Source organism: Yoonia sp. 208BN28-4, assembly GCF_037543925.1.
Taxonomy (GTDB): Bacteria; Pseudomonadota; Alphaproteobacteria; order Rhodobacterales; family Rhodobacteraceae; genus Yoonia.
Genome location: NZ_JBBIFY010000001.1, coordinates 288,508 through 313,101, shown reverse-complemented (window position 1 = coordinate 313,101; position 24,594 = coordinate 288,508). Strand labels below are relative to the sequence as shown.

23 protein-coding genes are annotated in these 24,594 nt (G+C 58.0%); 16 read left to right on the top strand and 7 right to left on the bottom strand.

Annotation, left to right across the window (positions count from 1 at the left end; translation table 11 throughout):
* Positions 1-46: 46 nt before the first annotated feature.
* Together hemH and V8J84_RS01510 are read right to left on the bottom strand one after the other, a co-directional pair.
* On the bottom strand, positions 47-1,141 hold the full coding sequence (hemH, locus tag V8J84_RS01515) for a ferrochelatase (protein ID WP_445285948.1): 1,095 nt from the start codon (positions 1,139-1,141) through the stop codon (positions 47-49).
* Positions 1,142-1,198: 57 nt separating this feature from the next.
* A complete protein-coding gene (locus V8J84_RS01510; RefSeq protein WP_339927828.1) occupies positions 1,199-2,026 on the bottom strand; it encodes a methyltransferase domain-containing protein in 828 nt (275 codons plus the stop codon).
* 23 nt (positions 2,027-2,049) lie between these two features.
* On the opposite strand from V8J84_RS01510, the gene V8J84_RS01505 reads away from it, so the two are divergent.
* Genes V8J84_RS01505 through V8J84_RS01490 form a run of 4 tightly spaced genes read left to right on the top strand, consistent with a single transcriptional unit; the run spans position 2,050 to position 4,336 of the window.
* A complete protein-coding gene (locus V8J84_RS01505; RefSeq protein ID WP_339927827.1) occupies positions 2,050-2,772 on the top strand; it encodes a double zinc ribbon domain-containing protein in 723 nt (240 codons plus the stop codon).
* Positions 2,773-2,807: 35 nt separating this feature from the next.
* Positions 2,808-3,065 carry a glutaredoxin 3 gene (gene grxC, locus V8J84_RS01500; protein ID WP_339927826.1) on the top strand — a complete coding sequence of 86 codons (258 nt, stop codon included), beginning with the start codon at positions 2,808-2,810 and terminating at the stop codon, positions 3,063-3,065.
* Positions 3,062-3,892: a carbon-nitrogen hydrolase family protein gene (locus tag V8J84_RS01495; RefSeq protein WP_339927825.1), complete on the top strand. Its 831-nt coding sequence runs from the start codon at positions 3,062-3,064 to the stop codon at positions 3,890-3,892. Before grxC ends, V8J84_RS01495 begins: the two co-directional genes overlap by 4 nt.
* Entirely contained in the window at positions 3,893-4,336 is a 444-nt protein-coding gene (locus tag V8J84_RS01490) for a MarR family winged helix-turn-helix transcriptional regulator (protein ID WP_339927824.1), read from the top strand. It begins immediately after the preceding gene.
* Here the strand turns inward: V8J84_RS01490 and ubiG are convergent.
* Positions 4,333-5,079, bottom strand: a complete 747-nt coding sequence (gene ubiG / locus V8J84_RS01485; RefSeq protein ID WP_339927823.1) for a bifunctional 2-polyprenyl-6-hydroxyphenol methylase/3-demethylubiquinol 3-O-methyltransferase UbiG — start codon at positions 5,077-5,079, stop codon at positions 4,333-4,335. The genes V8J84_RS01490 and ubiG overlap by 4 nt on opposite strands.
* 90 nt (positions 5,080-5,169) lie before the next feature.
* Between ubiG and pip the strand changes: the two genes are divergently transcribed.
* The 5 genes from pip (at position 5,170) to V8J84_RS01460 (ending at position 11,678) form a co-directional block, all read left to right on the top strand.
* The gene (pip, locus tag V8J84_RS01480; RefSeq protein WP_339927822.1) at positions 5,170-6,159 is read left to right on the top strand and encodes a prolyl aminopeptidase; all 990 of its coding nucleotides are present in this window, start codon (positions 5,170-5,172) and stop codon (positions 6,157-6,159) included.
* 58 nt (positions 6,160-6,217) lie between these two features.
* The gene (locus V8J84_RS01475; RefSeq protein WP_339927821.1) at positions 6,218-7,207 is read left to right on the top strand and encodes an ABC transporter permease; all 990 of its coding nucleotides are present in this window, start codon (positions 6,218-6,220) and stop codon (positions 7,205-7,207) included.
* On the top strand, positions 7,204-8,418 hold the full coding sequence (locus V8J84_RS01470) for an ABC transporter permease (protein WP_339927820.1): 1,215 nt from the start codon (positions 7,204-7,206) through the stop codon (positions 8,416-8,418). Before V8J84_RS01475 ends, V8J84_RS01470 begins: the two co-directional genes overlap by 4 nt.
* On the top strand, positions 8,415-10,061 hold the full coding sequence (locus tag V8J84_RS01465) for an ABC transporter ATP-binding protein (RefSeq protein ID WP_339927819.1): 1,647 nt from the start codon (positions 8,415-8,417) through the stop codon (positions 10,059-10,061). The genes V8J84_RS01470 and V8J84_RS01465 overlap by 4 nt, the downstream gene beginning before the upstream one ends.
* Positions 10,062-10,136: 75 nt before the next feature.
* Complete coding sequence (locus V8J84_RS01460) at positions 10,137-11,678, top strand: ABC transporter substrate-binding protein (RefSeq protein ID WP_339927818.1); 1,542 nt, start codon at positions 10,137-10,139, stop codon at positions 11,676-11,678.
* A 58-nt stretch (positions 11,679-11,736) separates the two neighbouring features.
* On the opposite strand, the gene V8J84_RS01455 is transcribed toward V8J84_RS01460, so the two are convergent.
* Positions 11,737-12,348 carry a class I SAM-dependent methyltransferase gene (locus tag V8J84_RS01455; RefSeq protein ID WP_339927817.1) on the bottom strand — a complete coding sequence of 204 codons (612 nt, stop codon included), beginning with the start codon at positions 12,346-12,348 and terminating at the stop codon, positions 11,737-11,739.
* 89 nt (positions 12,349-12,437) lie between these two features.
* Between V8J84_RS01455 and V8J84_RS01450 the strand changes: the two genes are divergently transcribed.
* The 6 genes from V8J84_RS01450 to V8J84_RS01425 all read left to right on the top strand — a co-directional run bounded on the left by V8J84_RS01450 (position 12,438) and on the right by V8J84_RS01425 (position 19,167).
* A complete protein-coding gene (locus tag V8J84_RS01450; protein WP_339927816.1) occupies positions 12,438-13,361 on the top strand; it encodes a LysR family transcriptional regulator in 924 nt (307 codons plus the stop codon).
* Between the two features lie 149 nt (positions 13,362-13,510).
* Positions 13,511-14,089, top strand: a complete 579-nt coding sequence (rimP, locus tag V8J84_RS01445) for a ribosome maturation factor RimP (RefSeq protein ID WP_339927815.1) — start codon at positions 13,511-13,513, stop codon at positions 14,087-14,089.
* Entirely contained in the window at positions 14,089-15,696 is a 1,608-nt protein-coding gene (nusA, locus tag V8J84_RS01440) for a transcription termination factor NusA (RefSeq protein ID WP_339927814.1), read from the top strand. The genes rimP and nusA overlap by 1 nt, the downstream gene beginning before the upstream one ends.
* A 21-nt stretch (positions 15,697-15,717) precedes the next feature.
* Entirely contained in the window at positions 15,718-16,368 is a 651-nt protein-coding gene (locus V8J84_RS01435) for an RNA-binding protein (protein WP_339929052.1), read from the top strand.
* Positions 16,369-18,861 (top strand): translation initiation factor IF-2, encoded by a 2,493-nt coding sequence (infB, locus tag V8J84_RS01430; RefSeq protein WP_339927813.1) that lies wholly within the window; start codon positions 16,369-16,371, stop codon positions 18,859-18,861.
* 150 nt (positions 18,862-19,011) lie between these two features.
* Positions 19,012-19,167 (top strand): hypothetical protein, encoded by a 156-nt coding sequence (locus V8J84_RS01425; protein ID WP_339927812.1) that lies wholly within the window; start codon positions 19,012-19,014, stop codon positions 19,165-19,167.
* 1 nt (position 19,168) lies between these two features.
* Here the strand turns inward: V8J84_RS01425 and mutT are convergent, their stop codons facing one another.
* From mutT to V8J84_RS01410, 3 genes are read right to left on the bottom strand one after another with little or no spacing between them, the layout of a single operon-like run.
* Positions 19,169-19,567 carry an 8-oxo-dGTP diphosphatase MutT gene (gene mutT / locus V8J84_RS01420; RefSeq protein WP_339927811.1) on the bottom strand — a complete coding sequence of 133 codons (399 nt, stop codon included), beginning with the start codon at positions 19,565-19,567 and terminating at the stop codon, positions 19,169-19,171.
* Positions 19,564-20,778 (bottom strand): bifunctional glutamate N-acetyltransferase/amino-acid acetyltransferase ArgJ, encoded by a 1,215-nt coding sequence (argJ, locus tag V8J84_RS01415; RefSeq protein ID WP_339927810.1) that lies wholly within the window; start codon positions 20,776-20,778, stop codon positions 19,564-19,566. The genes mutT and argJ overlap by 4 nt, the downstream gene beginning before the upstream one ends.
* Before the next feature lie 3 nt (positions 20,779-20,781).
* Positions 20,782-21,624 carry a peptidylprolyl isomerase gene (locus V8J84_RS01410; protein WP_339927809.1) on the bottom strand — a complete coding sequence of 281 codons (843 nt, stop codon included), beginning with the start codon at positions 21,622-21,624 and terminating at the stop codon, positions 20,782-20,784.
* 185 nt (positions 21,625-21,809) lie between these two features.
* On the opposite strand from V8J84_RS01410, the gene secA reads away from it, so the two are divergent.
* Positions 21,810-24,515, top strand: coding sequence for a preprotein translocase subunit SecA (secA, locus tag V8J84_RS01405; RefSeq protein ID WP_339927808.1), 2,706 nt, complete (start codon positions 21,810-21,812; stop codon positions 24,513-24,515).
* Positions 24,516-24,594: the final 79 nt, after the last annotated feature.

Genomic DNA, 24,594 nt, shown 5'->3' with positions numbered 1-24,594 from the left:
AAGGGCAGGTGTCGAACCTGCCCTTTTGCATTTTGGATAGCTAGATTTACTGGTTCACCCAGCCCAACAGGTTTTTGTCGATCACGCTGGATAGCGCGGAGATATGCGCAGGATCGTCGTTCAGGCACGGAATATACATGAAGTGCTCACCGCCAGCTTCTTCAAAGCTCTCGGCAATCTCTTCGTTGATCTCTTCCAGTGTCTCGATGCAGTCGGCAGAAAACGCGGGCGCACAGACGGCGATGTTCTTGACGCCTTCTTCCTCGGCCAGACGTGCCACTTCTTTCACCGTGTAAGGCTTGAGCCACTCTTCGGGACCAAAGCGCGACTGGAAGGTCGTGACGATCTGGGTATCATCCCAGCCCAACCGCTCTTTCAGCAAGCGCGTCGTTTTCTGGCACTGGCAGTGGTAGGGATCACCTTCGCGCAGATAGCGTTCCGGCACGCCGTGGTAGGAGCAGATTAGCTTTTCGGGTTTCGTCTCTGCATTGGCATAGGCCGTCTCAATCGACTGGGCGAGCGCATCGATATAGGCGGGTTCTTCGAAATATGGTTCAACGACGCGGGCAATCGGCTGCCACTTTTCTTCCATCAGGGCGCGGAAGAACTGGTCGTTCGCAGTGGCGGACGTGGCCCCTGCGTAGTGCGGATAAAGCGGGAAGAAGAGGATTTTGGTGCAGCCGGCTTCGGTCATTTCGCGGACTTTGGATTTGGTCGACGGATTGCCATAGCGCATGCAGAAATCAACCATGACGTCATCGCCATAACGCGCCTTCATGGTTTCCTTGATCGCCGCCGTCTGCTTTTTCGTGATGGTCAGCAGGGGGCTTTCGTTGTCTTCTTCGTTCCAGATCGACTTGTACGCCGCACCGGATGAAAACGGGCGCTTGGTCAGGATCACCAACTGCAACAACGGCTGCCAAAGCCATGCGGAGTAATCCACGACCCGCTTATCCGACAGGAATTCGTTCAGATAGCGGCGCATCGACCAATAGTCTGTGGCGTCAGGCGTTCCAAGGTTCGCCAACAGTATCCCCACACGGGCCGGTTTCACCTTGGGGTGATCGGCGGGGGCGTGGTGCGGGCACATGGCCACTTTGGGTGCGGTGTCCATCAGATCTTCCGATTTGGCGTCAAACATAAGGTTTTCCCGTCAGTAGCGTGAATTGGCTGGCAGTTAAATGGGATACGTCCTGCGCTAGTCTTTGGATTGATCTAGCTTGATTTCAGGAACACCCAAGGCGTCAGACAGACGATTGGTCGCTGAACCGGGACGCAGCGGCTTGGGCTGGCTTTCATCAGGGGCCCATCCGGTCAGTGTGATAATCTCGAACGTGGCGGGGATGCGCCCGTCATCATCGCCATAGTGTGTGGCGTAAATGCCCGCCGCCTCGGTGATGACATTGCGCTGCGTAGGGGTGCGTTTGCGCTGGTCCAGCGCGTTCACTTCGCCCATGGCGCGCAGGTCATGCATCAGGTGGAACATGTTCTGATAACTGGCCGTCAGCGGTGTACCATCCGCCACGGGCAGCGCAAAGCCCGCACGTTGCAACAGCGCGCCCAGATCGCGAATTTCACCCATCGGCGCGATGCGAGGGGATAAGCCACCCGTGACCTGCACCTCTGCCTGTCCCAATGCGGCGCGAAGTTCATGTAACGTCTGCCCGCCAAAACAGGCCGCAATAAAGAGCCCATCGGGTTTCAGCGCGTGGCGACACTGCACAAGCTGGCCCACAGGATCATTCGCCCAGTGCAGTGCCATCGCGTGGATCACCAGATCATGTGCGCCCGGTATCAGGTCCAGCGTTTCGCTGTCCTCAACAACCACAGCATCGGGGAACTGCGCCTGCCAAAATTCTGGAAACCCCGTCACAATCGCTGGGGCCGTAAAGGTTTTATTAACCTCGCTCAGTCTTTCCTTGATCTCGTCGGCGACAGTCTGATGCAAAAACAAGGCATCGGGCTGTGCGCGCGCACGGTTGCGGGTCAGGGCGTTGCGGTCGGTCAGTTTGGGCGGTGTATCCATGGCCTGTCATGTAGGAGGGTCAGATGAAGTTGCAAAGCGTCATTCGCGCAATTTACCCCGCGCAATGCGTGGCCTGCGACAATCAGACCGAGGAAGAGAACGGTTTATGTGCCATATGCTGGCGCGATACGCAGTTCATTTGCGGTCTTGTGTGCGACACCTGTGGTGCCCCGCTGCCGGGCGAGGAAGGCGGAGATCCTGTGCAGTGCGACGACTGCATGGTGATTGCCCGCCCGTGGGATCGGGGGCGTGCGGCGCTGGTCTATGACGGGGTCGGGCGCAAGCTGGTGTTGGGGCTGAAACATGGTGACAGGCTTGACCTGACTTATCCGGCGGCAGGGTGGATGCTGCGCAGTGCAGCACCTTTGTTACATGATGATGTAATGGTCGTGCCGGTGCCGCTGCATTGGTCACGACTGCTGAAGCGGCGCTATAACCAGGCGGCTGTGCTGGCGCAGGATATTGGCAGGCGCGGCGGCTACACCGTTTGCGTTGACGCGCTGGAACGACCCAAGCGCACCAAGCCGCTGGAGGGGCACAGCCGCGATGCGCGTTTTGCGGCGCTGGCCGATAGCATCCGCCCGAAACCATATCGCGTCCCACTTATTAAGGGTCGGCGCATTTTGCTGGTGGATGATGTCATGACGTCCGGTGCCACGCTTGCTGCCGCGACAGAGGCACTGATGACCGCTGGCGCACACAGCGTCTGCGTGGCCACACTGGCAAGAGTGGTGAAAGATACCTAAGTTTCCCTGCAACACCGGAATGCAAAGGAAACCGCATGAAACCCGTCGAAATCTATATGAAACCCACCTGCGGCTTTTGCCATGCCGCCATCCGCCTGCTGGATAGCAAGAACGTGGGTTATACCACCGTGAACATTCTGGCCCAGCCTGATCGCCGCGCCGAGATGATCCAGCGCGCGAACGGACGATCTACCGTGCCGCAGATTTTCATCGGCGGCGAACATGTGGGCGGCTATGACGATCTGAACGCGCTGCACGGACGCGGTAAGCTGGATGCCATGCTGGCGTCATGAAAGCTGCAATTTTGCAGATGACATCGTCGGATGATCCGGCAGCGAACCTGCCGGTGACGCTTTCGATGATGCGCGACGCGGCCGCGCAGGGTGCAGACATGGTCTTTACACCAGAGGTCACTAATTGCGTTTCCGCCAGCCGCACCCACCAGCAGGCTGTTTTGCAAGCGGAAGGCGCAGATGTTACGCTTGCGGATATTCGTGCAGAAGCCAAGGCGCTGGGCGTCTGGGTGTCGATAGGATCGCTCGCGCTGAAAACCGATGATCCCGATGGCCGTTTTGCCAACCGCCAGTTTCTGATCGGACCGACAGGCGATATTGCGGCGCGATACGACAAAATCCACATGTTCGACGTTGATGTGTCGGAAACTGAAACCTATCGCGAATCTGCGGGATACCGTCCGGGCAAGCGTGCCAGTCTTGCGCAAACGCCGTTCGGAATGATGGGTCTGTCGATCTGCTATGACGTGCGTTTTGCCTATCTCTACCGTGATCTGGCGCAGGCTGGGGCGCAGATCATCACTGTGCCATCCGCGTTTTCGCCGGTCACAGGTGCCGCCCATTGGGAGCCACTTTTGCGGGCCCGCGCGATTGAAACAGGGTGTTACATTATCGCTGCTGCGCAGACTGGTCAGCATGATGCGACCCATGGAAAGGCGCGCAAGACACATGGTCATAGCATGGTTGTCGCCCCGTGGGGCGATGTCTTGGCAGATGCTGGAACCGAGCGGGGGATCACAATGGTTGATCTTGACCTAGCGGAAGTGGCAAAAGCACGGCAGCGTGTTCCCGCGCTGACCCATGATCGCGATTATACAGGCCCCTGAATGTCCGACCCGTCACACAGTCTTGCTGTTACGCTGTTCAGCGAGATTCTGGCGGTTGAGCAGTTGGCCCGTGCGCGTCTGACCAAGCTATTACCCAAAGGGATGGAGTTGTCGCATTTTTCGGTGCTGAACCATCTTGCCTATAGCAACACCGAGAAATCCCCCGGTGAACTGGCCCGCACGTTTCACCTGACCCGCGGAGCAATGACCAATACGTTAAGTAAGCTGGAATGGGCTGGCTGGGTCCACATCCGCCCCGATTGGGATGATGCGCGTCGCAAGAAAGTGTCGATCAGTCCCGCTGGCCGTGCCGTGCGCGATGCGGCAATCTCGGGGATTGCGCCGCTGGTTGACGACATTGTCGATACGGTGGGCATTGAAAAAGCCCGGGCCACATTGCCTGTGCTGCGCGAAATGCGTTTGAAGCTGGGCGATCCCGATTAGGGCTTCAGGCTGGCGGTGACGTAATTGACCGACAGGTCATCGTCCGAAATGCTCCAACCCCATGTGATCGGATTGAATTTGAATCCCTTACGGTCAACAGGGTTCAGGCCCGCATTGCGGAGCAGGTCAAACAATTCATCCGGTGTGATGAATTTTGACCAGTCGTGCGTCCCTTTGGGCAGCCACCGCATGATGTATTCCGCGCCGATAATGGCGGCTGCAAAGCTTTTGGGATTGCGATTGATGGTCGAGCAGATGTGCAGCCCGTCAGATTTCAGCAACTGCCCGCATGCGGTCAGATAGCCAAGCGGGTCGGCGACGTGTTCGACCACTTCCATGTTCAGCACGACATCAAATTGTTCGCCAGCCTCGGCCATCGCCTCTGCAGTGGTGTGGCGATAATCAATTTTCAGACCCGATTGATCGGCATGCACACGCGCAACTGGGATATTGCCGCCTGCAGCATCCGCACCCACCACATCAGCCCCGAGCCGCGCCATCGGTTCGCAAAGCAACCCGCCACCGCATCCGATATCCAGAATGCGCAGCCCCTCGAACGGCAGCGGCTGGTCAAGATCGCGACCATATTCGGCAGCGATCTGTCGGGTGATGTAATCAAGACGCGTCGGATTAAGCATATGGAGCGGCTTGAACTTGCCCTCCAGATCCCACCATTCGGCTGCCATCGCCTCGAACTTGGCGATTTCTGAGGGGTCAACGGTATTGGTGGCGCTATCGGTCATCGGGGCATTGGTCTTTCGTATTTGGCGTGCGGTCCGAATTCTGGCCGTGGGGTCATGGTTTCCCGCACTATCACGCTATATAGACCGTATATGGACAAGGTCTTAGGTCAAAAACGCGCAGGCGCACATTTATATCCCCCGATTGATCCGTTTGATCAACGGATGTTGGACGTCGGTGATGGCCATAAGATTTACGTCGAACAATGCGGGCGGCGTGACGGGATTCCCGTCGTGGTGCTGCATGGCGGACCGGGCGGCGGATGCAGCCCTGCGATGCGTCGCTATTTCGACCCCGAGATCTATCGTGTGATCCTGTTTGACCAACGCGGCTGCGGGCGTTCGCGACCCCATGCCAGCGTTGAGGCGAACACCACATGGCATCTGGTTGCCGATATCGAACTTATCCGCGAAACGCTGGGGATTGATCGCTGGATCGTCTTTGGCGGCAGTTGGGGTGCGACGCTGGCCCTGATCTATGCACAGGCCCACAACGACCGCGCGGCTGCACTGGCCTTGCGTGGCGTGTTCCTGATGACCCAGCCCGAACTGGATTGGTTCTATGGCGGTGGTGCTGCACGGTTCTGGCCTGATTTGTGGGAAAAATTCGCAGGGTTGATCCCGAAAGATGAACATGGCGATCTGATCGCCGCCTATCACCGCCGCCTGTTTTCCGGCGATCTGCCGACCGAAATCCGCTATGCCCGCGCGTGGGCTGGATGGGAAAATGCCCTTGCCGCGATGGGAAGCGATGGTGTTACTGGCGAAAGCGCTGGCGAATACGCACGTGCCTTCGCGCGGCTGGAAAACCACTACTTTCAAAACGCGGGTTTCCTGACCGAAGACCAGCAAATTCTGAACCGTCTTGACCGGCTGGCCGATATTCCCGGCGTGATCGTGCAGGGGCGCTATGACATGATCTGCCCGCCGGAATCCGCCCACCGTCTAGCGCAGGGCTGGCCCAAGTCGCGGTTGATGATGATTGGCCGCGCAGGTCACGCCCTGTCAGAGCCCGGGATCAGCGCAGAGCTTGTGCGCACGATGGATGTGATGGCGGATAAGCGTGAACTTTTGGGCCTTTAGGCTTTACAGACGACACGAACCCCTTACTCTGGGCCTCGAATAACGGGGACATCAGACATTGGGTAATGTCACGACGATTATTTTGCAGCGCCTTCTGCTGGGCCTGCTGACGCTTCTGATTGTATCAATTGTGATCTTTACGGCGGTGAACCTGCTGCCGGGCGATTTTGCGGAATCCATTCTGGGGCAGGGGGCGACACCGGAAAGCGTGGCGTCCATCCGCGAGGATCTTGGTCTCGATCAGGGCTTTTTCACACGCTATTTCAGCTGGCTTGGTGGTATGGTCACGGGTGACCTTGGCACCAGCTTTGCGCAACTGATGTTCGCCCAGCAAATGGGTGGTGCGGGTGATGTTACCGTGCTGGACCAGATTTTGCCGCGGCTAAGCAATACGCTGTTTCTGGCGGGTGTAACTGCGATGATCGCTGTGCCTGTCGCGGTGACGCTGGGCATTCTGGCGGCGCTTTATCGCAATACGGTATTTGATCGCGCGGCCAACGTGATGACGCTTTCCAGCATCTCTAGCCCCGAATTCTTTATGGCTTACATCCTGATCCTGGTGTTGGCCGTGATTAACCCAATCCTGCCGTCCCTGTCGAACATCTATGACGGGATGCCGTTCGGCGAACGGCTGAGCAAGACATTGCTGCCTGCGCTGACGCTGACCTTGGTCGTAACCGCGCATATGATGCGGATGACGCGTGCCGCGATCATCAACCTGCTGGCATCACCCTACATCGAAATGGCGCGGCTGAAGGGCATGTCGCCGATGCGCGTGATCGTCAAGCACGCGCTGCCCAACGCGCTGGCGCCAATCATTAACGTCATTGCATTGAACCTTGCGTATCTGGTCACCGGCGTCGTCGTGGTTGAGGTGGTGTTTGTCTATCCCGGCATCGGACAGCTTTTTGTGGATAGCGTGAAAATACGCGACATCCCCGTGGTGCAGGCCTGCTGTCTGATTTTTGCCGCAGCCTATATCCTGCTGAACCTGACCGCTGACGTGCTTTCGATCCTCAGCAACCCACGTCTGAGGCATCCAAAATGATCTTTGAAAGCACACTTGCGAACCTTGCCGCGTGGCTTGTGGCGATTGCCGTTTTGGGTTGGCTGCTACGTTTTGCCGGCCAAACGATAACCGGCAACAAGCCCTACTGGCGCGACATGCCCTACGGCGTGGCTTTTGGTTATGTGCTGGCTGCGGCAATCCTGTTGTTCTTGGTGCGCGGCTATATTGCCAGCATGAGCGATGACCCCTTGGTCGCAAACAGCTATTTCTTCCTGCGCGTCGCAATCAATGGCTTCATTATCTTCACCATTGCGGCGTGGCTCTTCCGCCTTTTAGGCCGCTATGTCGGCACCGACTGGAGCAAGAAGTTGTTCCGGTCCATGCCCCTGACCGCGTCTTTCGGTGTACTAATAATCATCATCTATATCTTCGTGGCGATCTTTGCGGGTTGGCTTGCCCCTTATGGCCAAGACCAGATTTTGCAGGGGGTTGCGGCCAATATCGTCGCTGGCGGTGATCCCGCGCTGGGCGGAAACCCTGATTTCCCGCTGGGCACCGACCAGATCGGTCGCGATATCCTGTCTCGCCTCATCTATGGCGCACAAAACACGGTTGGTATCGCCTTTATCACGACGCTGCTGGCGTTTCTGCTGGGTGGTTCGCTTGGCTTTCTGGCGGCAACGATTGGCGGCTGGCTTGATCAAGTGCTGTCGCGTGCGGTGGATGTGCTCATGGCCATTCCGTCCCTGATCTTTGCGCTGCTTCTGATGACGATTGCCAGTGTGTGGTCAACCGCGCTTGGTATCCCGCTCACCATCTTTATGATCCTGATCATTGCTGTCATCGACAGCACGCGCGTTTACCGCCTTGCCCGGGCGGTGGGGCAAAACATCGTTGTCATGGACTATATTGAGGCCGCGAAATTACGCGGTGAAGGTATGGGCTATCTGATGTTCCGCGAAATCCTGCCCAATGCCACGGCACCGTTGCTTGCCGAATTTGGTCTGCGGTTCTGCTTTGTGTTTCTGACCATCGCGTCGCTGTCATTCCTTGGCGTGGGTATCCAGCCGCCGCTTGCTGACTGGGGTACGATGGTCCGCGATCTGGCGGGCTTCATCAACTACGCGCAGTTTGCGCCGCAAGCCTCCGTCACGCCGCTGCTGGCCGCAGGTGCGATTGCGCTGCTGACGGTCGCGGTGAACTTCGTGGTCGACTGGATGCTGCACAAATCATCGGGGCTAAAGGAATGAGTGATCAACTGGTCAAAATCCGCGATCTCTGGCTTGAGGGGCGCTCTGACGAGACATGGAACCCGATCATCAACGGCGTCGATCTTGATCTGAAAAAGGGTGAGGTTTTGGGCCTGATCGGTGAATCCGGTGCAGGGAAGTCGACGCTTGGCCTTGCCGCGATGGGCTATACTCGCGACGGCGTGCGTATCTCCAAAGGTACGGTTGAATTTGACGGCATTGACCTGCTGACAGCATCCGCCGCGACAAAGCGCAGCCTACTGGGCAAGCGGATTGCCTATGTGGCGCAATCCGCTGCGGCCAGCTTCAATCCCGCGCATAAAATTCTTGAGCAACACATCGAAGGGCCGACGCGCCATAATGTGATGAGCAAGGCGGAAAGCGAACGCGACGGCATGGACCTTTATGCCAAGCTGCGTCTGCCCAACCCTGACGAGATCGGCTTTCGGTATCCGCATCAGGTGTCCGGTGGACAGTTGCAGCGCGCGATGACCGCGATGGCGATGTCTTGCCGCCCCGATCTGATTATTTTTGACGAACCCACGACCGCGTTGGATGTGACCACCCAGATTGAGGTTCTGGCCGCGATCCGCAATATCGTGGACGAATTCGATACCGCCGCGATCTACATCACCCACGACCTTGCCGTGGTCGCTCAAATGGCCGACCGGATCAAAGTGCTGCTGAAGGGTGACGAGGTTGAGACCGCCGACACCCGCACCATGCTCTCCGCGCCCACGCAGGAATACACCAAGTCGCTTTGGGCCGTGCGCGAATTTGAGCGCCCTGCCAAGCCACCAGTTGTTGGCAATGCCGTGCCCGTTGTTGCCGTTCAAAACGTCGATGCGTCCTATGGCACGGTGCCGGTTCTGTTTGATGTCAGCTTTGACATGCACGCGGGGCGCACTGTGGCTGTTGTCGGGGAAAGCGGGTCAGGCAAGTCGACAACGGCGCGCTGTATCACTGGCCTGTTGCCTCCAAAATCAGGGCAAATCCTGTTTGATGGTGAGCCCGTGCCAGCCGATTATCGAAAGCGCTCCAAAGACCAGTTGCGTCAGGTCCAGATGATCTACCAGATGGCCGATACCGCGCTGAACCCGCGTGTGACTGTCGGCAATATCATCGCGCGGCCCGTGCAGTTTTACAGCGGCAAGTCCGGCAAGGCGCTGCGCAAGCGCGTGGACGAGTTGATGGAGCAGATCGAACTGCCAGCCGCTGATTACTACAATCGCCTGCCGTCAGAGCTGTCGGGTGGACAAAAACAGCGCATCGGCATTGCGCGCGCTTTGGCCGCTGATCCAAAGTTTATCATTTGTGATGAAGTGACGTCGGCGCTTGACCAGCTTGTTGCTGAAGGCATCCTGCGTCTATTAGCCCGGTTGCAGGACGAACTGTCGCTGTCCTATATGTTCATCACACATGACCTTGCCACCGTGCGCGCCATTGCGGACGAGGTGGTGGTGATGAAGGACGGACGCGTCGTCGAACAAGGCCCCAAGCGGGATATGTTCACGCCACCGCACCATCCTTACACCGATCTGCTGCTGTCATCGGTGCCGGAAATGGACCCCGACTGGCTGACAAATCTGCTGGCTGAACGCGGAGTTGATAACATCGGCGATGCAGCAGTTGATAAGATGTAACCACGAATCATCCGCTTTGCGGGCGACATAAAGGGGCGCAAAGCCTCTGATAAGAAAACTAAGGGAGACGATAATATGAATGGAATTAGCAGACGCGGTCTATTGAAGACAGGTGTTGCCGCAGGCGTTTTGGGTCTGACTGGCATGCCGTTGCGCGCGCAAACACGCGGTGGAAAGCTGACCGCCGGTCTGTCGGGTGCCAACACATCTGATAGCTGGGACAGCCGCACGCACTCTGACATCTTTATGATCGCATGTGCGCAGGGTGCCGTGTTTGATTCGCTGACCGAGATCGCCGCCGATGGTTCGATTAAAGGCGAGCTGGCCGAGAGTTGGGAAGCATCCGCTGACGCGAAAACATGGACGTTCAAGCTGCGTCAGGGCGTAACATTCCACAACGGCAAATCATTCGGCGCGGATGACGTCATTGCATCGCTGAACATGCACGTCGAAGAAGGCGCGCAATCTGCGGCCCAGCCGATCGTGGCGGCCATCGAAGAGATGAAGAAGATCAACGAGCACGAGGTTGAGTTTACGCTTGCCGCCGGTAACGCTGACTTCCCATACCTCATGTCCGATTATCACATCCTGATGTTCCCTGCCGGCATGATCGAAGAAGCGATCCAGCAAGGTATCGGTACGGGTCTTTATGCGGTCGAGAGCTTTGACGCTGGCGTGCGCATGACAGCCAAGCGTGTGACCGATCACTATAAAGGCGACAGCGCGGGCTTCTTTGACGAGATCGAATATATCGCGATCAACGATAATACCGCCCGCATGAACGCGCTGATGACCGGTCAGGTCACTGCGATCAACCGGATCGACTTCAAGACAGAGGCGCTGCTGAACGCAAACCCTAATGTCCGCATTCAGGAAGTGACTGGCAACCAGCACTATACCTTCCCGATGCTGACAGACGTAAACCCGTTCGATCAGGTCCATGTGCGTCAGGCGCTTAAGTACGGCATCAACCGCGAAGAGATGGTAGAAAAGATCCTGTTGGGCCACGGCCAAGTGGGTAACGACACGCCAATCGGTCCTGCAAACCAGTATTACGCCAGCGGCATGGACCAGCTGATGTATGATCCCGACAAGGCCAAGTTCCACCTTGAGCAAGCGGGCCTGACATCGCTGGATATCGATCTGTCGGCATCCAACGCAGCCTTTGAAGGCGCGATCGACGCGGCCCAGTTGTTCCAGGCTTCGGCTGGCGCGGCGGGTATCAACATCAACGTGGTGCAGGAGCCTGCCGACGGCTACTGGTCGAACGTCTGGAATACAAAGCCGTTCTGTGCGTCCTACTGGTCTGGCCGCGCGACAGAGGACTGGATGTTCTCGACCGCCTACGAGGCTGGCGTGCCGTGGAATGACAGCAACTGGGACAACGCACGTTTCCAGGAACTGCTGCTGTCCGCCCGCGCCGAACTGGATAGCGACAAGCGTCGCGAGCAATACACCGAGATGCAGCAAATTCTGCGTGACGAGGGTGGCGTGCTCATTCCGATGTTTGCCAACTATGTGCAGGCCGTCGCCAATACCATCGCGACGCCGGATATCGTCGGTAACCTTTGGCAGATGGACAATGGCCGTATGGCCGAGCGTTGGTCACAAGCGTAACCACCGTACCAAGTCGAACCGCGAACGCCCTGCTGGAAACAGCGGGGCGTTTTGCGTTTCAGACTTTGCGGGCCACCGTAAAGATACGGGGCGCGGGGCCTTTCTGGGTGAGAGTTTCGACCAGATCGAACCCATTGCGCGTGAAGGCTTCTTTGAATTCGCTGTCCGACAAGGACGTGACAGTCGGTGCTTTCCCGAAGAACTGCATGATCGGGATGATTTTGGGGATGAACCAATTGCCGTCTTTCAAAAGCGCGGTCTTAGCGATGAATAGCCCGCCCGGCGCAAGTGCGGCATGGATCGCCTGCATCACAGCGTCAATATCATCGACCAGATGCAGCAGGTTCAGCGCAAGGATCGCATCATAAGGTCCACCAGAAATCTCGGCGGCAGCGGCCACATCAAACCGGATATTGCCGTGATCACCGTCCAGCTTGCCACGGGCAATGTTGATCATACCCGACGACACATCCGTCGCATGATATTGCGCCACACGATCCGCCAGTTGCAGCGCGGTTGATCCGGTGCCGCACCCGATCTCAAGCACGGTGTCGGTTGGTTTCAACAGATTGCGCATCCGCTCAAGCGTTTCTTGATAAGCGGCTTGATCACCAATCTTCGACTTGGCGTATTTCGGCGCGGCGCGGTTCCAGAACTCTGCATCAGGCATGGGATGGCTCCTATTGAATACTGCCATCATATGCGCATGGATGCAGTGGTGGAATTGCCTAAATATGCGGTTATGTTATGCATATTTGCATGAATTGGACATCGCTTTCATTTGACTGGAACCAAGCCCGTGCCTTTCTGGTCACGGCTGAAACCGGATCTTTCTCCGCTGCCGCCAAGGGGTTGGGGCTGACCCAGCCAACCGTTGGACGTCAGGTGGCCGCACTCGAGGCGGCATTGGATATTACTCTGTTCGAACGGATTGGCCGCAAGCTTATGCTGACACCGGCGGGGGCAGAACTGCTGGACCACATGCGCACGATGGGCGAGGCGGCAACACGCGCGTCGCTGATTGCCACCGGACGGGCCGAGGCGGTGTCGGGCACTGTCACTGTGTCGGTGACGGACATCATGGCGCTGCACGTCATGCCGCAGATCGCAGAAGACCTGCGTAAACGTGCGCCGCAGATCAGGCTCGACATCGTTGTCTCAAATGACCTGTCCGACCTGCAACGCCGTGAGGCTGATATCGCAATCCGCCATGTCGCGCCGTCCCAGCTTGATCTGATCGCCCGCAAGGTGCGTGAGGTGGATGGGCAGCTATATGCAAGCCGCACTTATCTTGACAGGTTTGGTCCTGTTCTCACGGTTGCCGACTGTGCCGATATCGACATCATCGGTTTTGGAAATGATGACGAGCTACTAGCCTTTCTTGGGCAGTGGGGCCTGCCCGTGACCGCTGACAACATCCGGATCAATTCCGCGCATGGTGGTCTGGGCTGGCAGCTTGCGCGTCAGGGCATGGGCATGTGTGTGATGACAGCGGATATCGCGGCGATGTTTCCCGAAATGGTCCACATCCTGCCAAAGCTGGAACCGGTGCGCGTGCCCTACTGGCTGACAGCGCATCGTGAATTGCAAAACGCCAAGCGCATCAGACTGGTTTACGATTACATGGCCGATGCGCTTTCAGCGCGCGATCTTCCGCGCTCTTTGGCAAGCACGGCGCGCTAACACAACGGGGGCTTGCACTGCGGCTGCATTCCTCCTATATCCCCATCAACACAGGCGCAGGCTTCCACCCCCTGCACCACCGAAAATTGCAGCGGGCCGTGTGCCCGTTTTTTTATGCCCGAACCAAACGTGATCTAAAAGTTGGACCTATGAACGACCTCATCGCAAAAGCGGCCATCGACCGTCGCATCGCAGAAATCATCACTCCTGTCGTAGAAGACATGGGGTTTGAGGTGGTGCGCGTGCGGCTGATGACCGGCAAGGAAAGCATCCTTCAGGTCATGGCACAAAAGCCCGATGGCACGATTGAAGTTGATGAATGTGGTCAGATCAGCACGGCGATCAGTGCGGTGATGGACGTCGAGGACCCGATTCTTGATGCCTATACGCTCGAGGTTTCCAGCCCTGGCATCGACCGTCCGCTGACAAGACTGAAAGACTTTGACCAGTGGGAAGGGTTCGAGGCCAAGATCGAAACCGATGAACTGATCGACGGGCGCCGCCGCTTTAAGGGTCAGCTTGCTGGCACCGAAGGCGACGAAGTGCTGATCGAGATTGCCGAGGGCACTATCGGTCTGAAATTTGCATGGCTGTCAGACGCCAAACTGGTGCTGACAGATGAGTTGATCCGCGACGTGCTGCGCGGGCGTAAGGACAAGGGTCAAATTGACGAGACCCAGTTTGATCAAATCGAAACCATCATTGATGGTCAGGAGGACAGTGAATAATGGCAATTACGTCTGCAAACCAGCTTGAGCTTTTGCAAACCGCAGAGGCTGTGGCCCGCGAAAAGATGATCGACCCGATGCTGGTCATCGAAGCGATGGAAGAGTCCCTCGCACGGGCGGCCAAGTCGCGTTACGGCGCTGAAATGGACATTCGCGTGGCCATCGACCGCAAGACAGGCAAAGCCACATTCACCCGCGTCCGCACCGTGGTCGAGGATGAAGAGCTTGAGAACTATCAGGCTGAATTCACCGTCGAGCAGGCCAAGCAGTACATGGAAAACCCAGAGGTCGGCCAGCAGCTAATCGAAGAGGTGCCACCGGTTGAGCTGGGTCGCATCGCCGCGCAATCCGCCAAGCAGGTGATCCTGCAAAAGGTCCGCGAAGCCGAGCGTGACAAGCAATACGAAGAATTCAAGGATCGCGCTGGTACGATCATCAACGCGCTGGTCAAGCGTGAAGAGTACGGCAATGTCATCGTTGATGTGGGTGCTGGTGAAGCAATCCTGCGCCGCAACGAAAAGATTGGTCGCGAGGCCTATCGCCCGAACGAGCGTATCCGTTGCTTCATCAAGGAAGTGCGCCGCGAACAGCGTGGCCCGCAGATTTTCCTGAGCCGCACAGCGCCTGAGTTCATGGCAGAGTTGTTCAAGATGGAAGTGCCTGAGATTTATGAAGGCATCATCGAGATTAAAGCGGTTGCCCGTGACCCGGGTTCGCGCGCCAAGATTGCGGTTATTTCCTATGACAACTCCATTGATCCCGTTGGTGCCTGCGTTGGTATGCGCGGCTCCCGCGTGCAGGCCGTCGTGAACGAACTGCAGGGCGAAAAGATCGACATCATTCCTTGGAATGAAGACATGCCGACGTTCCTTGTGAACGCATTGCAGCCCGCCGAAGTTAGCAAGGTTGTTCTGGACGAAGAAGCCGGCAAGATCGAAGTTGTTGTCCCCGAAGAGCAGCTGTCGCTTGCCATCGGTCGTCGCGGCCAGAACGTGCGTCTGGCATCGCAACTGACGAACCTCGACATCGACATCATGACCGAGGAAGAAGAGAGCAAGCGCCGTCAGGCCGAGTTTGAACTGCGTACCAAGCTGTTCATGGAAACGCTCGATCTGGACGAATTCTTTGCCCAGCTTCTGGTGTCCGAAGGCTTCACCAACCTCGAAGAAGTGGCTTACGTCGAAGTTGAAGAACTGCTCGTGATCGAAGGTGTGGACGAAGACACCGCCAGCGAATTGCAGGCGCGCGCCCGCGACTATCTCGATGCGCAGAACAAGAAAGCGATGGAAGCTGCGATTGCCACAGGTGTTGAGCAGTCACTGATCGATTTTGAAGGTCTGACACCACAGATGCTTGAGGCGCTTGGCAATGACGGCGTGAAGACGCTGGAAGATTTTGCAACCTGTGCCGACTGGGAACTGGCCGGTGGCTGGACAACAGTCGACGGCGAGCGCACGAAAGATGACGGCGTGCTTGAGCCCTTTGATGTGTCGCTTGAGGAAGCGCAGAACATGGTGATGACCGCTCGCGTTATGCTGGGTTGGGTTGATCCTGCCGATCTGGAAGCGGACGAAGACGAAGCCACAGAAGAGGAAGCGGAGGCCTAATTCGGGCCTTCCCCCTTGAACATGGCGCGCGGTGGCCAACATAAGACCTCTGATGACGGTGCAGAACGCAAGTGCATCGTCACAGGTGAGGTGCAGCCAAAAACAGGGCTGATCCGCTTTGTGATCGGGCCTGATGGTGCTGTTTATCCCGATATCTTGGGAAAACTGCCCGGACGTGGTATGTATGTCACCGCAGATCGCACGGTATTGGAAGATGCGCGCAAGGGACAATTCTCGCGTAGTGCCAAGCAGGCGGTAAGTGTCCCTGACGGTCTTGTTGACGAAGTGGAGCGCCAGTTGGCCCGCCGTGTTGTTGATCTGATCGCGATGGCACGCAAGGCAGGTCGCGCGGTGTGCGGCTTTGAAAAGGTCAAAGGCTGGCTGGCGGGCGGCGAACGTGTGCGCGTGCTGTTGCAGGCCTCTGACGGGTCGACGCGCGGTAAGGCAAAACTTTGGACACCTGAAGGTGCAAGGTATTTCGGGTGCCTGACGGCGCAGGAATTGGGTTTGGCATTTGGGCGCGGAAGTGTGATACATGGCGCGCTCTCCACTGGTGGCCTAGGCAATCGTGTTGTAGAGGAAGCCAGTAAGTTGGCTGGCTTACGCGGGATTGATGGCCGAGAGAATGATGATGACGGGGGCAAAGCGGCCCTCGGGAAGGAACGTAGCTAAATGAGCGATAACGACGGCAAAAAAACATTGGGTCTGGGCGGTTCGCGCCCCAGCAATGTGAAGCAAAGCTTCAGCCATGGACGGACCAAGAACGTGGTGGTGGAAACCAAGCGCAAACGCGTTGTGGTGCCCAAGCCCGGTGCGGCTGCCAAGCCGACTGGCGTCACGCCTGCCGTCAGCCGTGACCCATCCAAGCGCCCCGCAGGTATTTCGGATGTGGAACTTGAACGCCGGATGAAGGCCCTTGCGATGGCGAAAGCCCGCGAGGCCGAAGAGGCCGCCGCGCGCGAAGCCGAAGAGAAAGAGCGTGCCGCAGAGCGCGAGCAGCGCCGTGCCGAGGCCGAAGCCAAAGAGGCAGAGGACCGCGAGCGCGAAGAGCGCGCCAAGGCCAAAGCCGAGGAAGAGGCCCGCAAGAAAGCTGCGGCCGAAGCCAAGAAAAACGCGCCTGCGGCACCTGCCGCCGATCCTGCCGCTGTTCCGGGCGAGGCCGCCATTTCGCGCCCCGCTGCCGGTGCGCGCAAAACAGATCGCGAGCGGGACAACCGCAACGAAAAAAACAACAAATCCAAGCCCGACGGGCGCGGTGGCGATAACCGCCGTGGTGGCAAGCTGACGCTAAGCGCCGCAACCGCAGGCCGCGAAGGCGGACGCCAGCGGTCGATGGCCGCGATGAAGCGCAAGCAAGATCGCGCTCGTGCCAAGGCAATGGGCGTATCAGCCGAGCGCGAAAAGGTTTACCGCGAAGTGGCCCTGCCTGAGGCGATCACCGTCTCCGAACTGGCCGCGCGTATGACTGAGCGTGTGGCGGATGTTGTGAAGGCGTTGATGACCAACGGCATCATGGCAACCCAGACGCAGACGATTGACGCGGACACCGCTGAACTGATCATCGAAGAATTTGGCCACACCGTTGTGCGTGTGTCTGATGCCGATGTTGAGCAGTCCATCATCACCGAAGAAGACAAGGCTGAAGATCTCAAGCCGCGCGCCCCGATCATCACGATCATGGGCCACGTTGACCACGGCAAAACCTCGCTTCTGGACGCGATCCGCAAGACCCGCGTGACGCAGGGCGAGGCCGGTGGCATCACCCAGCACATCGGCGCCTATCAGGTAACAACCGATGGCGGCCAGGTTTTGTCGTTCCTTGATACTCCGGGTCACGCGGCGTTTACGTCAATGCGCTCCCGCGGTGCTCAGGTGACAGACATTGTTGTTCTAGTGGTTGCCGCCGATGATGCGGTCATGCCGCAAACCATCGAAGCGATTAACCACGCGAAAGCGGCTGAGGTGCCGATGATCGTGGCGATCAACAAGATCGACCGCCCTGCGGCCAACGCTGACAAAGTGCGCACCGATCTGCTGCAGCACGAGGTCATCGTCGAAAAGATGTCCGGTGAAGTGCAAGACGTCGAAGTGTCCGCTGTCACGGGTCAGGGCCTTGATCAACTGCTGGAGGCCATCGCGCTTCAGGCGGAAATCCTCGAACTGAAAGCCAACCCTGATCGCGCCGCCGCTGGTGCCGTGATTGAGGCGCAGCTGGATGTGGGCCGCGGTCCTGTGGCCACCGTTCTGGTGCAGACCGGTACGCTGCGCAAAGGCGATATCTTCGTTGTGGGTGAGCAGTGGGGTAAAGTCCGGGCGCTGATCGACGATAAAGGCGACCGCGTTGACGAGGCTGGCCCATCGGTGCCGGTTGAGGTGCTTGGCCTGAACGGCACACCCGAAGCTGGTGACGTGCTGAACGTGGTCGAGACCGAGGCGCAGGCGCGTGAAATCGCTGAATACCGCGAGAAAGCCGCCAAGGACAAACGCGCTGCCGCCGGTGCTGCCACGACGCTGGAACAGCTGATGGCGAATGCCAAGGCGAACGAAGACGTCAGTGAACTGCCAATTCTGGTGAAAGCCGACGTGCAGGGTTCTGCCGAGGCAATTGTTCAGGCGATGGAAAAAATCGGCAACGACGAAGTACGCGTACGCGTTCTGCACTCCGGCGTGGGCGCGATCACGGAATCCGACATCGGCCTGGCCGAAGCATCGGGCGCGCCTGTGTTCGGCTTTAACGTACGTGCCAACGCGTCGGCGCGGAACACCGCCAACCAGAAGGGTGTCGAGATCCGGTATTATTCGGTGATCTATGACCTCGTGGATGACGTGAAAGCGGCCGCATCCGGCCTGCTGTCCGCCGAAATCCGCGAAAAGTTCATCGGTTATGCGACCATCAAGGACGTATTCAAGGTCTCCAACGTCGGCAAGGTTGCCGGTTGTCTGGTCACCGAAGGCGTGGCTCGTCGCTCCGCCGGCGTCCGCCTGCTGCGCGACAACGTGGTTGTCCACGAAGGCACGCTGAAGACACTGAAGCGTTTCAAGGACGAGGTTGCCGAGGTGCAGTCTGGTCAGGAATGCGGCATGGCGTTTGAGAACTACGAAGACATTCGTGCCGACGACGTGATCGAGATTTTCGAGCGCGAAGAGGTCGAACGGAACCTGTAAAGTAGGTCTCTGTCCAGAAAATCGAAAAGGCGGTTCCAGAAATGGAGCCGCCTTTTGCTTTGCAGGTGTCGGAGCCTGCGGCGCGAGTTGTTTTGGCCAAATGAAGAGCCGCGGTATTGCAAAATTCCTGTATCGCGCCAGACTTGATACATGCGCAAATTCTGGACAGTCGCTGCGGCGCTTTTCTTTCTGACGATGCTGGGCCTCGCCATCGGCTTGGGGCATGTCGCATCATTTGATGTCTGGCCGTTTGCGATACTGGGCCTGATTGCGCTCATCACCGTAATCCGCGAATGGCGGAAATAGATCAGAGCCAGTCGCGCAGGATCGGAATGAGCGGCACATCGGCGGCTGGCATAGGGTAATTTTTCAGATCACGCGCGTGCACCCACTTTAGCGTCTGGCCTTCGCGCGCTAGCGGGGTGCCTTCCCATTTTCGGCAAGCAAAGAGCGGCATCAGCAAGTGAAAATCGTCATAGCTGTGAGACGCGAATGTGAGCGGGGCGAGGCAGGACGCCCATGTGTCGATGCCCAGCTCTTCCTGCAATTCGCGGATCAGTGCGGCCTCTGGCGTTTCACCGGCTTCAACCTTGCCACCGGGAAACTCCCAAAGGCCCGCCATGGATTTCCCTTCGGGCCGTTGTGCCAAAAGGATACGCCCGTCCACGTCAATCAGGGCAACGGCGGACACCAGAACCATCTTCACGAGCGGTAGTCCGCGTTGATGCGGATGTATTCGTGGGTCAGATCGCAGGTCCAGACGGTGCTGGCGCCGTCCCTGATCCCGAGGTCCACATTTATCGTGATGTCTTGTTGTTTCATGTAAGCCGCACCCGCGTCTTCGGTGTAATCGGGCGACACCCAGCCTTCTTCGGCGACCAAGATATCGCCAAAACGGATGGCCAGACGATCACGATCCGCCTGCGCGCCGGACTTGCCGACAGCCATCACGATGCGGCCCCAATTCGGATCTTCGCCAGCGATAGCGGTTTTGACCAGCGGTGAGTTTGCCGTGGCAAGGGCAACAAGGCGCGCGTCGGCGTCGTTTGCCGCGCCGCTGACGCTGACGGTGACAAACTTTGTCGCCCCTTCGCCATCACGCACAACTTGGTGGGCGAGGTCCAGCATCACGGCGTGCAGGGCATCGGCAAAATCAGTGCTATCCGTCACATCAACGCCGGACGCGCCGGTCGCCGCGATCATCAGGCTGTCAGACGTGGAGGTGTCGCTATCAACGGTGATGCAGTTGAAGGTCTGATCGTTCAGCCGCGATAGCAGCGCCTGCAAATCAGACTGCGCAATCACCGCATCGGTGAAGATGTAGACCAGCATTGTTGCCATATCGGGCGCGATCATGCCAGAGCCTTTGGCGATGCCAGCGATCTTCACAGGCTTGCTATTCACCGTGATTGTTTGGGTCGCGCCTTTGGCAAAGGTGTCGGTTGTCATGATCGCTTCGGCGGCGGCTTTCATGTCGCCCGCAGCTTGTCCGGCCTTCAGATCAGCCACCTTGGCGATGATCTTTTCATGCGGCAAACGCTGGCCGATGACACCAGTGGAGGCGGTGAACACGCGGTCGGCGTCCACGCCACTTTCTGTAGCCACAGCCTCGCAAATCGCCTGCACAGATCCTTCACCGTGCTTGCCGGTGAATGCGTTTGAATTGCCGGAGTTTACAAAAATCGCAGCCGGACCGCTTGTGCCCATCGCCAGCTTGCGTTGGCAATCCAGCACATTAGCGGACCGTGTGGCAGAGCGGGTAAAGACTCCCGCAACACTGCTGCCGTCCGCGACAAGCGCCAGCATGACATCCCTGCGGTCCTTGTATTTCACCCCCGCCGCGGCAGCCGCAAAGGTCACGCCTTCGATGACCGGAAGGTCGGGAAAAGATGCGGGTGCAAGCGGCGACAGGGGCATGGTTTACGGCTCCAGCAGGTCGAGGTTTGAAATCAGCGCCGGATCGAACGCGCCTTCTTCGGGGCGTGTTACTGTGATCTCTTCTTCCAGCGCTGTCAGGCGTTCCTGAATGGCAGCCTCTTGCAACTGGCCGGTGATTTCCTGACGCACGCTGTCCAACGATGGCAATTCTGCATCGCGGACCTCGTTCAGGGCGATGACGTGCCAGCCAAATTGTGTTTGCACGGGGCCAGCCACGCTGCCAACTTCCATGTCCATCACGGCCTGTTCAAATTCGGGCACCATCTGGCCCGCACCGAACCAGCCAAGGTTGCCGCCGTTAGGTCCCGTTGGGCCAGTGGACACATCGCGCGCCACATCGGCAAATTCCTCGCCGTCGTCTTCAACGCGGGCCTTGGCGGCAATCGCCTCTTCCTCGGTTTCGACTAGCAGGTGTGAGGCGTTGTATTCTGTCGCAGGTTCAACATCGGCAAAGCGTTCGTCGTAGGCGGCTTGCACGGCCTCGTCTGTGATCGCCTCGCGCGTGATATCATTGATCGTCTCACCGGCCATAAGCGTGCGGCGTTCGTTTTCCAGCGCGTATTCAACGCGGGCGGGGGCATCGCCCAACGCATCGGCCAAAAGCTGCTGCTGGATCAACTGGTCAAGAATACCGATGAACAGCACATCGTCCGGCAGTTGTGCGTATTGCTGCGGCAGTTGCGCACGTGTGATGATCATCTGGCCCAGTGTGATTTCGGTGTCGCCCACGGTGGCGATCACGGTATCGGCGTCCTGTGCAGATGCGGCGGTTGCAAGGCCAGCCATCAGGGCGGCGCTGCCCAAAAGTGTTGTGTGTATGCGCATGATGCGCCTCCCTATCCTCTTGCCGCGGGTCCGCGGCGTTGACACTGATAGGCCCCGCCCTTACATCCAATTCAGGCTTTCGAGGGGGCCGGTCTTGGCCCTTTGTAGGTGGCCCGTGCAGGGCCTACAAGCGACCTCCTCTCAAATAGACGTCAGACAGGCGCGAACGCGCAATCGGAGAGAATATGCTCGGTATCGGCACCATCGCCAAAAAGGTTTTTGGCACAGCGAATGACCGCAAAATCAAAGCGGTCCGCCCACTGGTTGCAAAGATCAATGCGCTTGAGCCCGAGTTCGAGGCGCTGTCAGACGAAGAGATCAAACAGCGCACGCAAGCGATGGCAGAACGCGCGATGGGTGGCGAAAGCCTTGACGATATTCTGCCCGAAGCGTTTGCCAACTGTCGTGAAGCGGCGCGCCGTGCACTAGGTTTGCGGGCTTTTGATACGCAATTGATGGGTGGCATTTTTCTGCATCAAGGTAACATTTCCGAACAGAAGACCGGTGAAGGTAAAACGCTGACCGCGACCTTTGCGGCCTATCTGAACGCGCTGTCCGGCAAGGGCGTGCACATCGTGACGGTCAACGACTATCTGGCCAAACGCGACGCGGAATGGATGGCCAAGGTCTACGGCGCATTGGGCCTGACAACCGGCGTCGTCTATCCCCAGCAGCCCGAGGACGAGAAGGGCGAGGCGTATCGCTGCGATATCACTTATGCCACGAACAACGAACTTGGCTTTGATTACCTGCGCGACAACATGAAGTCCGAGCTGTCGCAGATGATGCAGCGCCCGCACAATTTCGCGATTGTGGACGAGGTGGACAGCATCCTGATCGACGAGGCGCGGACACCGCTGATTATTTCTGGCCCTGCGCAAGACCGCAGCCAGATGTACGCAGACATCGACCGGATCATCCCTGAAATTGAGGAAATCCACTTTACGTTGGATGAAAAGACCCGCGGTGCATCGTTTACTGATGAGGGCAACGACTGGCTGGAAGAAAAGCTGTCACAGCGCGGTCTGCTGCCCGAAGGTCAGACACTTTACGATCCTGAAAGCGCGACACTGGTTCACCACGTTTCGCAGGCGTTGAAGGCGCACAAGCTGTTCACGCGCGACAAGGATTACATCGTTCGCGATCAAGAGGTCGTGCTGATTGACGAATTCACGGGCCGGATGATGACTGGCCGCCGTCTGTCCGACGGTCTGCATCAGGCGATCGAGGCGAAAGAGGGTGTGTCGATTAAGCCTGAGAACGTCACACTCGCGTCCGTGACATTCCAGAACTACTTCCGCCTTTACAACAAGCTGGCAGGTATGACCGGCACGGCACTGACCGAGGCCGAGGAGTTTCAGGAAATCTACAACCTTGGCGTGGTCGAGGTTCCGACAAACCGGCCCATCGCCCGTCAGGATGACAACGATATGGTGTTCCGCACCGCCCGCGAGAAATTCGAAGGTGTCGTGAAAGAGATAAAAGAGGCGAACGAGAAAGGTCAGCCGATCCTTGTCGGCACGACGTCGATCGAGAAATCCGAATTCCTGTCAAAGATGCTGACCGCTGAAGGGGTCGAACATAACGTCCTGAACGCGCGCCAGCACGAGAAAGAGGCGCAGATCATCGCTGACGCAGGTAAGTTTGGCGCGGTGACGATTGCGACAAACATGGCTGGTCGCGGCACCGACATTCAGCTTGGCGGTAACGTCGAGATGAAGGTGCAGCAGGCGCTGGCCGCTGACCCCGAAGCCAATCCCGACGATCTGCGCACGCGGATCGAGGCGGAAGTGGCCGAGGAAAAGGAAAAGGTGAAAGCCGCCGGTGGTCTGTTCGTTCTGGCCACAGAGCGCCACGAAAGCCGCCGGATTGATAACCAGTTGCGCGGTCGTTCCGGCCGTCAGGGTGATCCGGGCCGCTCGCTGTTCCTGCTGTCGTTGGAAGACGATCTGATGCGTATCTTCGGGTCCGAACGTCTGGACAAAGTGCTGTCGACGCTTGGCATGAAAGAGGGCGAGGCGATTGTGCACCCATGGGTGAACAAGTCGCTGGAACGCGCACAGGCCAAGGTCGAGGGTCGCAACTTTGACACGCGCAAGCAGTTGCTGAAGTTTGACGACGTCATGAACGAGCAGCGCAAGGTGATCTTTTCGCAGCGCCTTGAGATCATGGAAAGCAAGGACCTGTCCGAGATTGTGCAGGACATGCGCCATCAGGTGATCGACGATCTGGTTGCTGAACATATGCCGCCCAAAAGCTATGCCGACCAATGGGACACCGAAGGGCTGTATGCCGCTGTCATTGCCAATCTGGGGATCGACGTGCCTGTCATGCAATGGGCCGAGGAAGAAGGCGTTGATGATGATGTGATGCGCGAACGCCTTGAGGAAGCATCTGACAAGCATATGGCCGAGAAACTGGCCGCGTTTGGCGAAGACACCATGCGTAACGTGGAAAAGCAGCTTGTGTTGCAAACCATCGACGCGAAATGGCGCGAGCACCTTTTGACGCTTGAGCATTTGCGCTCTGTCGTTGGTTTCCGCGGTTACGCCCAGCGTGACCCGCTTAACGAATACAAGACCGAAGGATTCCAACTGTTCGAACGGCTTCTGGATAGCCTGCGCACTGATGTGACGCAAAAGCTGGCCCAGATCAGACCGATGAGCCAGGAAGAGCAGCAGCAGATGATTGCGCAGATGCGCGCCCAGCAGGAGGCCGCCGCAGCCGAGGCAAAAGCCCGCGCAACAACTGCGGCGTCACCAACCGGCGCAACCGCACGCGAAGGCTTTGTCGAAGACGATCCGACGACATGGGGATCACCAGCGCGCAATGACGCGTGCCCCTGTGGATCGGGCAAGAAATTCAAGCATTGCCACGGGCGTCTGGCGTAAGCATCGGCACGGTTGCGCCTCATTTCCGTCACCACAATACCTTGACGCCGTCCTGCTGAGGTCAATGTCACACGTCACT

Coding starts and splice junctions, on each gene's coding strand:
- V8J84_RS01455 (WP_339927817.1), bottom strand. CDS start 12,348: ATGCCTGATGCAGAGTTCTGGAACCGCGCCGCGCCGAAATACGCCAAG.
- ubiG (WP_339927823.1), bottom strand. CDS start 5,079: ATGACCGATAGCGCCACCAATACCGTTGACCCCTCAGAAATCGCCAAG.
- V8J84_RS01470 (WP_339927820.1), top strand. CDS start 7,204: ATGATCTTTGAAAGCACACTTGCGAACCTTGCCGCGTGGCTTGTGGCG.
- infB (WP_339927813.1), top strand. CDS start 16,369: ATGAGCGATAACGACGGCAAAAAAACATTGGGTCTGGGCGGTTCGCGC.
- V8J84_RS01450 (WP_339927816.1), top strand. CDS start 12,438: ATGAATTGGACATCGCTTTCATTTGACTGGAACCAAGCCCGTGCCTTT.
- argJ (WP_339927810.1), bottom strand. CDS start 20,778: ATGCCCCTGTCGCCGCTTGCACCCGCATCTTTTCCCGACCTTCCGGTC.
- V8J84_RS01465 (WP_339927819.1), top strand. CDS start 8,415: ATGAGTGATCAACTGGTCAAAATCCGCGATCTCTGGCTTGAGGGGCGC.
- V8J84_RS01510 (WP_339927828.1), bottom strand. CDS start 2,026: ATGGATACACCGCCCAAACTGACCGACCGCAACGCCCTGACCCGCAAC.
- pip (WP_339927822.1), top strand. CDS start 5,170: ATGGACAAGGTCTTAGGTCAAAAACGCGCAGGCGCACATTTATATCCC.
- rimP (WP_339927815.1), top strand. CDS start 13,511: ATGAACGACCTCATCGCAAAAGCGGCCATCGACCGTCGCATCGCAGAA.
- secA (WP_339927808.1), top strand. CDS start 21,810: ATGCTCGGTATCGGCACCATCGCCAAAAAGGTTTTTGGCACAGCGAAT.
- V8J84_RS01410 (WP_339927809.1), bottom strand. CDS start 21,624: ATGCGCATACACACAACACTTTTGGGCAGCGCCGCCCTGATGGCTGGC.
- hemH (WP_445285948.1), bottom strand. CDS start 1,141: ATGTTTGACGCCAAATCGGAAGATCTGATGGACACCGCACCCAAAGTG.
- V8J84_RS01490 (WP_339927824.1), top strand. CDS start 3,893: ATGTCCGACCCGTCACACAGTCTTGCTGTTACGCTGTTCAGCGAGATT.
- grxC (WP_339927826.1), top strand. CDS start 2,808: ATGAAACCCGTCGAAATCTATATGAAACCCACCTGCGGCTTTTGCCAT.
- nusA (WP_339927814.1), top strand. CDS start 14,089: ATGGCAATTACGTCTGCAAACCAGCTTGAGCTTTTGCAAACCGCAGAG.
- V8J84_RS01425 (WP_339927812.1), top strand. CDS start 19,012: ATGCGCAAATTCTGGACAGTCGCTGCGGCGCTTTTCTTTCTGACGATG.
- V8J84_RS01495 (WP_339927825.1), top strand. CDS start 3,062: ATGAAAGCTGCAATTTTGCAGATGACATCGTCGGATGATCCGGCAGCG.
- V8J84_RS01435 (WP_339929052.1), top strand. CDS start 15,718: ATGGCGCGCGGTGGCCAACATAAGACCTCTGATGACGGTGCAGAACGC.
- V8J84_RS01460 (WP_339927818.1), top strand. CDS start 10,137: ATGAATGGAATTAGCAGACGCGGTCTATTGAAGACAGGTGTTGCCGCA.
- V8J84_RS01505 (WP_339927827.1), top strand. CDS start 2,050: ATGAAGTTGCAAAGCGTCATTCGCGCAATTTACCCCGCGCAATGCGTG.